Origin of the sequence: Micromonospora matsumotoense, from assembly GCF_050951065.1 — a bacterium.
GTDB classification, from domain to species: domain Bacteria; phylum Actinomycetota; class Actinomycetes; order Mycobacteriales; family Micromonosporaceae; genus Micromonospora; species Micromonospora matsumotoensis.
Genome location: NZ_CP192025.1, coordinates 511,070 through 524,255, shown reverse-complemented (window position 1 = coordinate 524,255; position 13,186 = coordinate 511,070). Strand labels below are relative to the sequence as shown.

At 73.1% G+C, this 13,186-nt stretch carries 10 protein-coding genes; 2 read left to right on the top strand and 8 right to left on the bottom strand.

Going from position 1 to position 13,186, the window contains the following annotated elements:
• Positions 1-62: 62 nt before the first annotated feature.
• The 5 genes from ACQP1S_RS02535 to tmk all read right to left on the bottom strand — a co-directional run bounded on the left by ACQP1S_RS02535 (position 63) and on the right by tmk (position 4,863).
• Positions 63-722 carry a hypothetical protein gene (locus ACQP1S_RS02535; RefSeq protein ID WP_432902511.1) on the bottom strand — a complete coding sequence of 220 codons (660 nt, stop codon included), beginning with the start codon at positions 720-722 and terminating at the stop codon, positions 63-65.
• Complete coding sequence (locus tag ACQP1S_RS02530; protein ID WP_363669838.1) at positions 722-1,027, bottom strand: hypothetical protein; 306 nt, start codon at positions 1,025-1,027, stop codon at positions 722-724. Before ACQP1S_RS02530 ends, ACQP1S_RS02535 begins: the two co-directional genes overlap by 1 nt.
• A 1-nt stretch (position 1,028) precedes the next feature.
• Positions 1,029-1,358, bottom strand: a complete 330-nt coding sequence (locus ACQP1S_RS02525) for a YbaB/EbfC family nucleoid-associated protein (protein WP_091244555.1) — start codon at positions 1,356-1,358, stop codon at positions 1,029-1,031.
• A 107-nt stretch (positions 1,359-1,465) separates the two neighbouring features.
• Positions 1,466-2,797, bottom strand: coding sequence for a DNA polymerase III subunit delta' (locus ACQP1S_RS02520; protein ID WP_432902508.1), 1,332 nt, complete (start codon positions 2,795-2,797; stop codon positions 1,466-1,468).
• Positions 2,797-4,863 (bottom strand): dTMP kinase, encoded by a 2,067-nt coding sequence (tmk, locus tag ACQP1S_RS02515; RefSeq protein ID WP_432907729.1) that lies wholly within the window; start codon positions 4,861-4,863, stop codon positions 2,797-2,799. Before tmk ends, ACQP1S_RS02520 begins: the two co-directional genes overlap by 1 nt.
• A gap of 325 nt (positions 4,864-5,188) precedes the next feature.
• Between tmk and ACQP1S_RS02510 the strand changes: the two genes are divergently transcribed.
• Positions 5,189-6,397 carry an alanine racemase gene (locus ACQP1S_RS02510; RefSeq protein WP_432902506.1) on the top strand — a complete coding sequence of 403 codons (1,209 nt, stop codon included), beginning with the start codon at positions 5,189-5,191 and terminating at the stop codon, positions 6,395-6,397.
• Between the two features lie 78 nt (positions 6,398-6,475).
• On the opposite strand, the gene ACQP1S_RS02505 is transcribed toward ACQP1S_RS02510, so the two are convergent.
• Positions 6,476-7,051, bottom strand: a complete 576-nt coding sequence (locus ACQP1S_RS02505) for a TetR/AcrR family transcriptional regulator (RefSeq protein WP_091244542.1) — start codon at positions 7,049-7,051, stop codon at positions 6,476-6,478.
• Positions 7,052-7,276: 225 nt separating this feature from the next.
• Here ACQP1S_RS02505 and ACQP1S_RS02500 point away from each other — a divergent pair, with 225 nt between their 5' ends.
• The gene (locus ACQP1S_RS02500) at positions 7,277-8,584 is read left to right on the top strand and encodes a D-arabinono-1,4-lactone oxidase (RefSeq protein WP_091244539.1); all 1,308 of its coding nucleotides are present in this window, start codon (positions 7,277-7,279) and stop codon (positions 8,582-8,584) included.
• Between the two features lie 240 nt (positions 8,585-8,824).
• Here the strand turns inward: ACQP1S_RS02500 and ACQP1S_RS02495 are convergent, their stop codons facing one another.
• Both ACQP1S_RS02495 and topA read right to left on the bottom strand, forming a co-directional pair.
• Complete coding sequence (locus tag ACQP1S_RS02495) at positions 8,825-9,799, bottom strand: DUF559 domain-containing protein (RefSeq protein ID WP_432902504.1); 975 nt, start codon at positions 9,797-9,799, stop codon at positions 8,825-8,827.
• A 358-nt stretch (positions 9,800-10,157) separates the two neighbouring features.
• Positions 10,158-13,013 carry a type I DNA topoisomerase gene (topA, locus tag ACQP1S_RS02490; protein ID WP_432902502.1) on the bottom strand — a complete coding sequence of 952 codons (2,856 nt, stop codon included), beginning with the start codon at positions 13,011-13,013 and terminating at the stop codon, positions 10,158-10,160.
• Positions 13,014-13,186: the final 173 nt, after the last annotated feature.

Genomic DNA, 13,186 nt, shown 5'->3' with positions numbered 1-13,186 from the left:
TCGACGGGGCCCGGCCGGGCACGGAGGGCGGGCATCCCGCCGGGGAGCAGACCCGGTCACGGTCAGCCGATCCGCAGGGGTCCGCCGTGGTACGACGCCCCGCTGGTCGACCGCCAGGTCGACTCGGCCAGGCTCGGCGTCCACTGGCGCAGCAGCGTCTCGGCCCCGTCGTAGGCCACCCCCAGCACCGAGAGCACCCGGGTGGCGATCTCGGCCGCCGCACCGGACCCGACAGCAGGCCCGGCACCGGGGGCGGTCGCCGCCCGGACCCGGACCGCCTCGGTGGAGCCGAGCACCTCGGCCAGCACCCGGGCCACCGCCCACCGGCTGCCCTCCACCCAGTCGGCCAGCGCGTCGGCATAACCGGCGGTCGACTCCAACCGGCCCACCAGGCTCTCCGGACCCTCGTCCAGGTGGCGCAGCAGGGCGGTGCGGGCCTCGTCGTAGGACGAGCCGGCCGGCCCGGACCAGACACCCGGGTCGGTGAGGGCGGCGCAGGCGTCGTCGTACCCCCGGATGAGCCGGCGCACGGCGTGCCCGGCGGTCGCCAGCGGTGCGGGGTGCAGGTCGAGGAAGGCGCGCAGGGCCTCCCCCGGCAGCAGTTGCATCCGGCGCAGCAACGGCCAGACCGGATGCCCCTCGGGGGCACCGGCGGCGAGCAGGGTGTCGACCCGGGCGAGCAGGTCCAGGCCGGGCTCGGCGAGCCGGTCCAGCGGGTCCATCACGCCTCCCCGGCCAGCCGGCGGCGGGCGTCGTCGTCGGCCGTGGCGTAGCGGTCGGCGGCGCTGCGGACGGCCGACGCCGCAGCGGCCAACCGGGCGGCGGCGGCACCCGCCTCGCGGGCCCGGCCGTCGGTGGCGGCGGTCCACTGCCGGTGCAGGGCCCGACCGACCTCGCCGGGACGGCCGGCGGCGTGCGCGCCGAACGCCGGGTGCGGCGGATCACTCACCGTGACCGTACGGGCCAGGGCGGCGAGCGTGGCGCTGGCCTCGTCGAGACGGGCGGCGAGGGCGCGCAGGGCGTCCATCTCAGGCCCCCGCGAGCGGACGGTAGGCGGTGAAGGTCTCGTTGTGCAGCTTTTCCCGGGCCCACTGGGCGGCGTCGGCGGCGGCGGTGACGGCGGCCTGCACCGAGCCGGCCACGTCCCGGGGGTGACGGGTGTGCAGCGGCCCGAGGAAACGCACGTCGGTGATCCGGCCCCCCGCCGTCACCACCACCTCGACCAGCCCGTCGGGCGATCGGACGGTCACCTCGACGGTCTCGACCGCCCGGTCGAACTCGGCCTGGAGGGACTCGATCCGGCGGTACCGCCGCACCGCCTCCTCGATCCACGCCTCGTCGATCTCGCCGCGCGGCATCCGATCTCCCCCCAGGTCGACCTCACCCTGCGTGCCACCACGATCACCGCGGCCCACCGGGACCGTACCGCACGCCGTCAACACGTGTCGATGGGCGGAAACGGGGGTCAGCCGCGCCAGAGGGAGAGCATCATCGCCTCCACGGCGATGCGGGGTTTCACGTTCGCCTCGATCGCCGCCCGGCACTCCAGCACCGCCTCCAACCGGCGCAGCGAGCCCTCGGGGGCCCACTTCTGCCCACCGGCCTCGGCCAGCGGGGCGGTGTCGGTGTGCACCGGGGCGACCGGCGCGCGCCACGCCGAGGTGAGCGCGTCCCGGTAGAACCCGGCCAGGTCCACCAGGGCCCGGTCCAGGGCGTCCCGCTGGGCCCGGGTGGCCCGGGACTTCTGCCGCTTCTCCAGGTCCTTGAGCTGGCCGGCGGAGCCACGCGTCGCGCCCGCCGCGCCCCGGCCGGTGCCGCCGGCGCCCAGCGCGGTCTGCAAGGCGGCCCGCTCGGCCGCGTCGGACTCCGCCACCGAGGCCGCCGCCTCCGCCTCGGCCGCCTCGATCAGCGCCGACGCCGCGTCGAGCGCGGTGCCCACCCCGGTCAGCCGACGCGGCACCGCCAGCACCGCGTCCCGGCGCTGGCGCGCCTCGGGGTCGCGGGCCAACCGCCGGGCCCGCCCCACGTGCCCCTGCGCGGCGGCTGCCGCCCACTGCGCCACGTCGGGCGCGATGCCGTCCCGCCGGACCAGCACCTCGGCGACCGCCACCGCCGAGGGCTGCCGCAGCGGTACGACCCGACAGCGCGACCGGATCGTCACCGAGACGTCCTCCGGGTGGGTGGACGGGGCGCAGAGCAGGAAGACCGTGCGGGGCGGTGGCTCCTCGACCGCCTTGAGCAACGCGTTGCCAGCCGCCTCGGTGAGCCGGTCGGCATCCTCGATGATCACCACCTGCCAGCGCCCGCCGGACGGGGTGCTCGCCGCCCGCAGCACCAGGGCGCGCATCTCGCCGACGCCGATGGAGAGCCCCTCGGGGGCCACCAGCCGTACGTCGGCATGGGTGCCGGTGAGTGTGGTGTGGCAGCCGGGGCAGACGCCGCAGCCGGTGCCGTGCACGCACTGGAGGGCGGCGGCGAAGGCGCGGGCGGCCACCGAACGGCCGGAGCCGGGCGGACCGGTGAAGATCCAGGCGTGGGTCATCCCGGCCGCCGGGTCGACGACCGTCGCGTCCGGGGCGGCAGTGCCCCCGACCACGTCGGCGTCGGCGTCGGCGTCGGCGTCGGCGTCGGCGTCGGCGTCGGCGTGATCGTCCAGGGCGTCGTGCTCCGGGCCACCGGTGGCGGCGGGTGGGGGGAGGTGGGCGGCGTGGAACACGGCGGCGGCGGACGCGGCGGCCCGGCGCAGCGTGTCGACCGCGTCGTCCTGACCGACCAGGTCGGCGAAGACGTCCGACATCAGGTGCGGTGCTCCATGCCCACCAGCTCCGTGTCGGATAACTCGGGCTGGACCGAGGTGTCCGGTCCCTGCGCCGGGCGGGGGTGCACGATGCCGGCCGGGTCCACCAGGAGTTCCTGGACCCGGCGACCGACCAGACCCGCGATCTCCTCGACCGGGCGGGCGGCGTCGAGCACCAGGTAACGCTTCGGATCGTTGGCCGCGAGGTCGAGGAAGGCGTAGCGGACCCGCTCGTGGAAGGCGACGGACTCGGCCTCCAGCCGGTCGGCCCCCTGATTGCGGGCGGCCACCCGGGACAGGCCGGTACGCGGGTCGACGTCGAGCAGCACCACCAGGTCGGGCTTGAGCCCACCGGTGGCCCAGGAGGAGAGCCAGGAGACCTCCTCGACCGGCAGCGTACGGCCGGCGCCCTGGTAGGCCAGGGACGAGTCGACGTACCGGTCGCTGATCACCACCGCACCCCGGATCAGGGCGGGCCGGACCACGGTGGCGACGTGGTGGGCGCGGTCGGCGGCGTACAGCAGCGCCTCGGCGCGCGGGGACGGCGCGTCCGCGCCGGAATCCTCCAGCACCATGGCCCGGATCCGCTCCCCCACCACGGTGGCACCCGGCTCGCGGGTCATCACCACGTCGCGGCCCTGCTCGCGCAGGCGGGCGGCGAGCGCTTCCAGTTGGGTGGACTTGCCGCCCCCCTCACCACCCTCGAAGACCACGAAGAGCCCGTTGGAGACGAACGGCTCGGCCGGCATCAGGGGCCGGCCGCGCATCGAACCCCAGAGGTCGGCCAGGACCGGCACGCCCTTCTTGTCGTCCATCTGCCCGAACGCGCTGATCCCGGCGAAGATGCCGGCCAGGCCGGCGGCGAGCAGCAACAGCCGGGTGGAGGAGACGGAGATGCCGAGGTCGGCGATAGCGAGCTGGCGCGAGCCACCGACCCCGACCAGCAGGCTGCTCAGCGCGATGGCCAGGATCAGCACCAGCCGGGTGCCGATCTGCACCACGGCGAACACCCGGCCGCGTACCTCGTCGGCGACCTCGCCGCCGAGCAGCGTGGTGCCGGCGAGGAAGGCCATGCCGGCACCCGCGCCGACCATGATCGCGCCGAGGATGGCCATCGACAGGTGGATGGCGAAGGCCAGCACCAGCACGGAGGCGCTGGCCAGCACGATGCTCATGCCGAACCAGCGTCGGCGGGACATGTCCCGCACGATCATCGGGCCGAGCCCGATGCCGATCGCCAGGCCGATGAAGATCGCGCCGAACAGCATGTAGAAGGCGGCGTCACCGGCGCCCAGCGAGGCGGCGAAGAACTTGGCCGTGCCGATCACGATGCCGCCGCCGGCGAACGCGCCGAAGATGCCCAGCACCAGGCCCCGGACCAGCGGGGTCTGGCCGATGAACTTCCAGCCCTCGGCGAACTGGCTGAACATGCCCTGCTCGGCGCGTTCACCCCGCTCCCGCGCCTGGGCCTGGCTGATCTCCTTGATGCCGAAGGTCACCACCAGCGCGGTGGCCAGCCGGGAGAAGGCGTTGAACCAGAGGGCGAGCTGAGCCGGCTCGGCCCAGCCGGGCATCTCCCCGCCGGTGATCCCCCGCACGGTGCGGTCCAGCACCGCCAGGCCGATCGCGGCGGCGACCGGGGTCAGGCCGTACGTGGTGATCAGGGTGAGCTGGTTGGCCGTCTCCAGCCGGGCGCGCGGAATGAGGTTGGGGACCGCGGCCTCCTTGGCCGGAATCCAGAGCAGGGTGATCGACTCGATGAGGAAGGTGGCGATCGCCGCCCAGGTGACCACCACGCCGCCCTGGACACCGAGCAGCGCGACCAGCGGGATCGAGGCGAACAGCACGAACCGCAGCAGGTCGCAGATGACCATCGTCCAGCGCCGGTCGAACCGGTCGGCGAGCAAGCCGGCAACCGGCCCCAGCACCAGCGCCGGAAACAGCCGGATCGCGATCACGCCACCGAACACGGCGCCCTGGGCGGTGCTGCCGGACACCTGCGCGGCGGCGAAGACGGAGGTGGCGAGCAGGCCGAGCCAGTCGCCGAAGGAGGCCGCGCCGAGCACGATCCAGAGCCGCCGGAACGGCCTGATGCGCAACACGGACCGGATCGCCGCCGCGCCGGACCGATCGGTCTGGGCGGAGCCGCCGGGCGGTGGGCCGGATGACGACGCGCCGGACGACTCGCCGTTCTGCTGGCTTTCGATGGCCGTACCTCCACGTGCCGGCCCAACACTGGGCAGTCCCGGTGGAACACTCTAGACCCGGTGGGAGCCTCCCCACCGGCGACATTCTCCTGCTCGCCGAGCCTAGGCCGCGAACACCACCGACCGCAGCCCGGTAGGACGTGAGGAGCTTTCGCATTTCCGTCCGGACAGTTAGCGTGCATTCGTGGCCATCGACAGCGACACCCTGCGCGAACGCCTCGACAAGGCGACCGCCCACCTCGACCCGCCCTACGCCGTGGTGGACCTCACCGCCTACGACGCCAACGCCGCCGCGCTGGCCGCCCGCGCCACCGGCAAACCGGTCCGCGCCGCCAGCAAGTCGATCCGGGCCCGCGACCTGCTCACCCGGGCGCTCCGGCAACCCGGGTGGGCCGGCGTGATGGCCTTCACCCTGCCCGAGGCGAACTGGCTGGTCCGCTCCGGCGTCACCCACGACGCGCTGGTGGCCTACCCGACCGCCGACCGGGGGGCGCTCGCCGAGCTGGCCGCCGACCCGCAGCTCGCCGCAGCGGTCACCCTCATGATCGACAGCACCGAACAACTGGACCTGATCGACGGGGTGTGCCCGCCGGGCCGCCGCCCCGTGCTGCGGGTCTGCCTCGACCTGGACGCCTCCTGGCGACCGCTGCGCGGGCGGGTGCACGTCGGCGTTCGCCGCTCGCCGGTGCACAGCGCCCGCGCGGCCGGCGCGCTGGCCGCCGCCGCCGCCCGCCGACCCGGCTTCCGGTTGGTCGGCCTGATGTCGTACGAGGCACAGATCGCCGGTCTCGGGGACGCCCCGCCCGGACAGGCCGCGCTCAGCGCCGCGATCCGGATCGCCCAACGCGGGTCGTACCGGGAACTGCTGGCCCGCCGGGGCGCGGCGGTGGCCGCCGTCCGGGAACATGCCGACCTGGAGTTCGTCAACGGCGGCGGCACCGGCAGCGTGGCCGCTACCAGCGCCGACCCCGCGGTCACCGAGGTCACCGCCGGATCGGGGCTGTACGGGCCGACGCTGTTCGACGCCTACCGGGCCTGGCGGCCGGCCCCCGCGGCGTTCTTCGCCTGCGCGGTGGTCCGTCGGCCGACGCCGGAGATCGCCACCGTGCTGGGCGGCGGTTGGATCGCCTCCGGTCCCGCCGCCACGAGCCGGCTGCCCCGGCCGTGGCTGCCGGCCGGGCTGAAGCTGGTCGGCAGCGAGGGCGCGGGCGAGGTGCAGACCCCGCTCACCGGCGCCGCCGCAGCCGGGCTGCGGATCGGCGACCGGGTCTGGTTCCGCCACGCCAAGGCGGGCGAACTCTGCGAACGGGTCAACGAACTGCACCTGGTCGACGGGGACACGGTCGTCGACACGGTGCCCACCTACCGGGGCGAGGGGCACGCCTTCCTCTGACCGCGTTCCACGCCCTGGGCTGGACGTGGGTCAGGGCTGGCGCGGCTCAGGGCTGGCGCGGCTCAGGGCTGGCGCGGGTCAGGGCTGGGCGACGGGCGCGGTGGGGGCCTCGACATGCCGGTGCAGGTATTCGCGGATGAGTGCCTTGGCCTCGGCCAGGACCCGCTCGTCGCCCTCCTGCTTGCGGCGGAACGCCAGCTTGATCAGGGCGTCCGCGGCCTCGACGGCGATCTCCAGGCAGAACCGCAGGCGCGGCTCGTCGGCCATGCCGAACCGCTCGGTGAGCACCCGGGCCAGCTGGTCGGCGATCACCCCGTTGTTGTCGCGCTGCTCGTCGAGCAGGTGCAGGTCGACCACGTCGCCGAAGTGCAGGGTCCGGAACCCGGGGACGGTGCGGTGCATCGAGATGTACTCGTCGATGCCCGCGCCGACGCCGTCCCACCAGTGGGCCAGGTCGTCCGAGGCGAACCGCTCGTCGAGGCGCTGGAGGTAGGACTCCATGGTGCGCAGGGTCAACGCCTGCACGATCGCCCGTTTGTCCGGGAAGAACTGGTAGACCGACCCGATCGCCACCTCGGCCCGCTCGGCGAGCAACGTGGTGGTCAACCCCTCGTAACCCACCTCGTCGACGAGTTCGGCACAGGCGTCCAACATCCGTTGGACGCGCGCGACACTTCGACCCTGCACCGGAACGCGGCGCAGCGGCCCGGTCGTGGCGGCTGGTGTGGACACTCGACGCCACCCCCCTTCGACGGAAGAACATATCCACATGTCACGAGACCGTGACTACCGGTACAACGAGCGGAGCTCGATTGCGGTATTTACCAGGCACAACGTTCCTGATATGAAGGCAGTTCACATTCATGTCGAGGAGCGCCGATGGCCGGTACCGCCACCGCTTGGTCCAACTGGGCGGGCAACCAACACAGCGTCGCCACCGCCATCCTGCGCCCTACCACCGTCGAGGACATAGCCGAGGCGGTCCTGGACGTGGCAGGCGCGGGTGAGCGGATCAGGGTGGTCGGCAGCGGCCACTCGTTCACCCCCATCGCCCTGTCCGACGGGCGGCGGATGGAGCTGTCCGCCCTGCGGACCGAGGTCCGGGTCGACCGGGACGCCCGACTGGTCACCGTGCCCGCCGGAACCACCCTGCGGGCGCTCAACGCGCTGCTGGCCGGGCACGGCCTGGCCATGCCCAACCTGGGCGACATCGACGCGCAGACCATCGCCGGGGCGATCTCCACCGGCACCCACGGCACCGGCGCGGCGTACGGCTGCCTCTCCACCTTCGTCGAGGCGCTCACCCTGGTCACCGGCACCGGCGAGGTGCTGCGCTGCTCGGCCGGGGAGCACCCGGAGATCTTCGCCGCCGCCCGGGTCGGGCTGGGGGCGCTCGGGGTGCTCGTGGACGTCACGTTACGCTGCGTGGACGCCTTCACCCTGCGCGCGCACGAGCGCCCCGCCCCGCTGGACGAGGTGCTGGGGGATCTGACCGGACTCGTCGGCCGGCACGACCACGTCGAGTTCTACTGGTTCCCGTACACCGACCGGGTGCAGCTCAAGACCAACGACCGGGTGCCGGCCGACGACCGGCCGCTGCCGCGCTGGCGGGGCTGGCTGGACGACGAACTCCTCGCCAACACGGTCTTCGCCGGGGCCTGCCGGCTGGGCCGGGCCGTGCCGCCGCTGGTCCCCACCATCAGCGCGGTGTCCGCGCGGGCGCTGACCGAACGCACCTACACCGGCCGCTCCGACACCGTCTTCTGCACCCCGCGCCGGGTCCGCTTCGTGGAGATGGAGTACGGCATCCCGCGCGCCGCCCTGCCGCAGGCGCTGGCGGAGCTGCGCCGCATCGTCGACCGCCTGCCGTTCAAGGTGCTCTTCCCGGTCGAGGTGCGGTTCACCGCCGCCGACGACATCTGGCTGTCCCACGGCTACGGGCGTGACTCGGCCTACCTCGCCGTCCACCAGTACGTCGGGATGCCGTACGAGCCGTACTTCCGGGCCTTCGAGGAGGTCGCTGCGGGGCTGGGGGGCCGACCCCACTGGGGCAAGCTGCACTACCGGGACGCGGCGTCCCTGGCGACCGCGTACCCGAGGTTCGCCGACTTCCAGGACCTCCGCGCCCGCCTCGACCCCGGCCGGGTCCTCACCAACGCGCACCTGGACCACATCCTCGGCCCCTAACCAACCCCACCCCACCGCCCACTCACCCGCTGCCCGCTGCCCGCTGCCCGCTGCCCGCTGCGATCTTGGAAGGACGTGGCCCCCAGGAGGGTTGCTTCTTTCCAAGATCTCTGCGCGAAGACCGGGCAGGACAGGACGATGGCCGCCGGGAAGATCACCGCCGCCATCGGTTTGCACTTCATCGTGGCAGCACGCGGGCCAGGGGTGAGCGGGCGTGGGCCCTATGGAGGTGGGGGTGGATCAGCCGGGCCAGCCTGCGGCGCGGAGAGCGGCACGGAGTTGAGCGACGACCTCGTCGGGTCGGCTACGCAGTGCCCAGGAGGGGAAACGGAGGACACGTTCGCCCTCGATCCAGAGGGCGTTCTGCCGACGCATGTCGGCCCAGGCGTGGGCCGGGTCGAGATGCTGTCCACCGTCGATCTCGACATGCACCCGCCACTGTGCGAAGTACGCGTCGAGGTAGCGGCGCCGCCCGGCAGAGTCGTACCGGATCTGTTGCCGGGTTGGCAGCGGCAGGGCGGCGCGGCGCACCAGATCGAGGAAGTCCAGTTCGCTCAACGAATGGGAGCCGCCGATCGCGTCGGCGGCGGTCGCCACGATCAGGGCCCGTCGACGCACCCGGGGCAGCCGGGCAATCACCTCGTCGATCTCCTCGTCCGCCACCAGGCGCTGCTGGAAGGCGGCGGCCACGATGGCGCGCGCCTCGTCATCGCTGGCCGCCCACTGGGCCGCGTCGACGATCGACCGGGCCGGCACCGTACGCGGAGGCTGTCCGACGGCGTGTACGTCCCGACGGGTCAGCAGCGTGGTCCGGTGCGCCCGTACCCCCTGCGGCAACGTGTCACGGCGTGCCGACGCGGGCAGCAACAGGTCGATCGGTCGGGTACGAAACCCGCGCAGACCACCCACCTGGGCCGCGCTGAGACCACCGAGCACAGCGTGCGGCCCGGCTGCCAGTACCGCGATCCAACGGAACTGCTCCAGGTCGACGGGGCCGCTGTGCGTCACGAACACCGCCCGGTGGACCTGCCGCCACCGTCCCGACTCGACCCGGTGTCGGATCGCCTTGCGGGACAGGTGTCGGGATGCCTGGGCCAGGCTGATCACGTCTTCCTGCCGGAAGCGCAGCCAGGTCAACTCGTCCGCGTCGTCGGCCGGAAGCGCCCGCCGCAGCCCCGCCCCCGCCCTGACCCGAGCGCCCGAACCCGACCGCACGCCCGACCAACCCCCGGAACCCGACCGACCCCCGGATGCTGACGGTTCACCCGATCCTGACCGCGCACCAGAACCCGCGCTGGACCCCGCTCTCGAACCCCCGCCCCGAACTCTCACCCCTCAACCCTGCCCACCCACGGCTTCCGCGCGCTACCCCTGTGGACAACGGCTAGATCTTGGAAGAATCTGGCCCTCAGGGGGGCCGTTTCCTTCCAAGATCCGCAGAACCTGCCGGACCCCGCCGGGCGGACCGGGCGGGGGTGAGGTGAGTGGGGGTGGGGGCGGGGTGAGTGGAGGCGGGGGTGGGGTGAGTGGAGGCGGGGGCGGGGTGAGTGGAGGCGGGGGTGGGGTGGGTGGGTTACTCGGCGGCGGTGGTGGCCTTGCGGGGGGTGGCCTTCTTGGCCGGGGCCTTCTTCGCCGTGGTGGTCTTGGCGGTGGTGGTCTTCTTGGCGGCCGTGGACTTCGCGGCGGCGGCGGTCTTCTTCGCCGCCGTCGCCTTGGTCGCCGTGGCCTTCTTGGCCGCCGTCTTCTTGGCGGGGGCCTTCTTCGCCGCCGCCTTCTTCGGCGCCGGACCCTTCGCCCGCTTCTCGGCGAGCATCTCCGACGCCTGCGCGACGGTCAGCTCCTCGGGGGTCTGCCCGCGCCGCAGCGACGCGTTGAACTCCCCGTCGGTGACGTACGGCCCGAACCGGCCGTCCTTGATCACCAGTGGCTTCTCGGTCAGCGGGTCGACGCCCATCTCGCGCAGCGGGGGCGCGGCGGCCCGACGCTGGCGGGTCTTCGGGGCGGCCAGCAGGGCCAGCGCCTCGTCCAGGGTGACGGTGAACATCTTGTCTTCGGAGTCCAGCGAGCGGAACTCGTCACCCTGCTTGACGTACGGGCCGTAGCGGCCGTTGTTGGCCACCACCTCGCCGCCGTCCGGGGCGACACCGATCAGCCGGGGCAGGCTGAGCAGCTTCAACGCCTCGTCGAGGGTGAGCGAGTCCGGGGTCTGCGTCCGCAGCAGCGACGACTTCCGCTCGCCGCTGGCGACGTACGGGCCGAACCGGCCGGACTTGAGCACGATCGGTTCCCCGGTGGCCGGGTCGTCGCCGAGCTTGCGCTCGCCGCCACCGCCGAGGAACAGCTCGTGCACCTTCTCCGGGGTCAGCTCGTCGGGGGCCAGCCCCTCCGGGATCGGCGCCCGGTCACCCGGGCTGCCGCCCTCCTCGCCGTCGACCTTCGGCGTCGGCTGCTCGCCGGGCAGGGTCCGCTGCAGGTACGGCCCGAACCGGCCGACCCGGACGACGACCTCGCGCCCCTCGTCGTCGGTGTGCAGCAGGATCGAGTTGACGCTGCGCGCGTCGATGTCGCTGAGGTTCTCGGTGACCAGCTTCTTCAGCCCGCCCGCGTGGGCGATGGCCTGGTCACCGGTGCCGTTGCTGCTGCCGAAGTAGAACGCGGTGAGGAAGTCGACGGCGGCGTGGTCGCCCCCGGCGATCTCGTCCAGCTCGTTCTCCATGCTGGCGGTGAAGTCGTAGTCGACCAGGCGGGGGTAGTGCTGTTCCAGCAGCCCGATCACCGCGAACGCCAGGAACGTCGGGATCATCGCCTGGCCGCGCTTGGTGACGTAGCCGCGGTCCTGGATCGTCTGCATGATCGACGCGTACGTCGACGGGCGGCCGATGCCCAGCTCCTCCAGCGACTTGACCAGCGACGCCTCGGTGTAGCGCGACGGCGGCTGGGTGTGGTGGCCCTGTGCGGTCAGCTCGTCGGCGGTCAGCGGCTGGTCCTTGACCAGGGTGGGCAGCCGCCGCTCGGCGTCCTCCGCCTCGGCGTTCTCGTCGTCGCTGGACTCGACGTACGCGCGCAGGAAGCCCGGGTCGGTGATGGTCTTGCCGGTCGCGCCGAAGTCCGCCTCCTCCTGCGCGGCGGAGACCGCCCGGATGCGCACCGAGACGCTGGAGCCGACCGCGTCGGTCATCTGCGAGGCGATGGTGCGCCGCCAGATCAACTCGTAGAGCTTGAACTCCTCGCCGGACAGCTCCTTGGCCACGTCGCCCGGGGTGCGGAAGTTGTCCCCCGCCGGGCGGATCGCCTCGTGTGCCTCCTGGGCGTTCTTCACCTTGCCGGTGTAGCGGCGCGGCTCCGGCGGCACGCTGCGCTCGCCGTACAGCTCGACGATCTGCCGGCGGGCCGCCGTGATGGCGGTCTCCGACAGGTTCACCGAGTCGGTACGCATGTAGGTGATGTAGCCGTTCTCGTAGAGCCGCTGCGCGGTGCGCATCGTCTGCTGCGACGAGAACCGCATCTTGCGGGCCGCCTCCTGCTGGAGGGTGGAGGTGATGAACGGCGCGTACGGGCGACGACGGTAGGGCTTCTCCTCGACCCGGGTGACGGTGAACGGCCGCCCGTCCAGGCGGGCCGCCAAGCCCCGCGCCCCGCTCTCGTCGAGGTGCACCACGCCCGCACCGGGGCGGACCTTACCGGTGGTCGGCTCGAAGTCCTTGCCGGTCGCGATCCGGTCACCGTTCAGGGCGACCAGGGTGGCGTTGAACGTGCGCGGGCCCTCGCCCGGCTTCGCCACCGCCAGGGTGGCGAGGATGTCCCAGTACTCCGCGGTGCGGAAGGCCATCCGCTGGCGCTCCCGCTCGACCACGATCCGGGTCGCCACGGACTGCACCCGGCCCGCCGAGAGCCTCGGCATGACCTTCTTCCACAGCACCGGGGAGACCTCGTAGCCGTACAGCCGGTCGAGGATGCGGCGGGCCTCCTGGGCGTCGACCAGGTCCCGGTCGATCTCCCGGGGGTTGGCCACCGCGGCCTGGATGGCCGGCTTGGTGATCTCGTGGAAGACCATCCGCTTGACCGGCACCTTGGGCTTGAGGGTCTCCACCAGGTGCCAGGCGATCGCCTCGCCCTCCCGGTCCTCATCCGTGGCCAGGAAGATCTCGTCGACCTCCTTGGCGAGCTTCACCAGCTTGCTGATCTGCTGCTTACGGTCGGCGGAGACGACATAGAGGGCGTGGAAACCGTTGTCGACGTCCACCCCGAGCCGGGCCCACGGCTCACCCTTGTACTTGGCCGGCACGTCGGCGGCGTTACGGGGGAGGTCCCGGACGTGGCCGAAGCTGGCCTCCACGACGTACCCCGGGCCGAGATAGCCCGAGATCGTCTTGGCCTTCGCCGGTGACTCGACGATGACCAGACGGGTGGTTCCAGCTTTGCTCGGCACGTCTCTCCCCGACCCCACTCCTGCTCCAGGCCCGATTCGGGCCCGTGGTGCGCCCGCCGGACCACTGTTGGTCCGGATGTCCAACGTAACGCGCCGTCCAGGTTCCGGGTCCCGGGGGCGGCAATCAGCGTCCGCGCGGCGGCAGCGCCGACGCCGCGCCGGCCGCAGCGGCC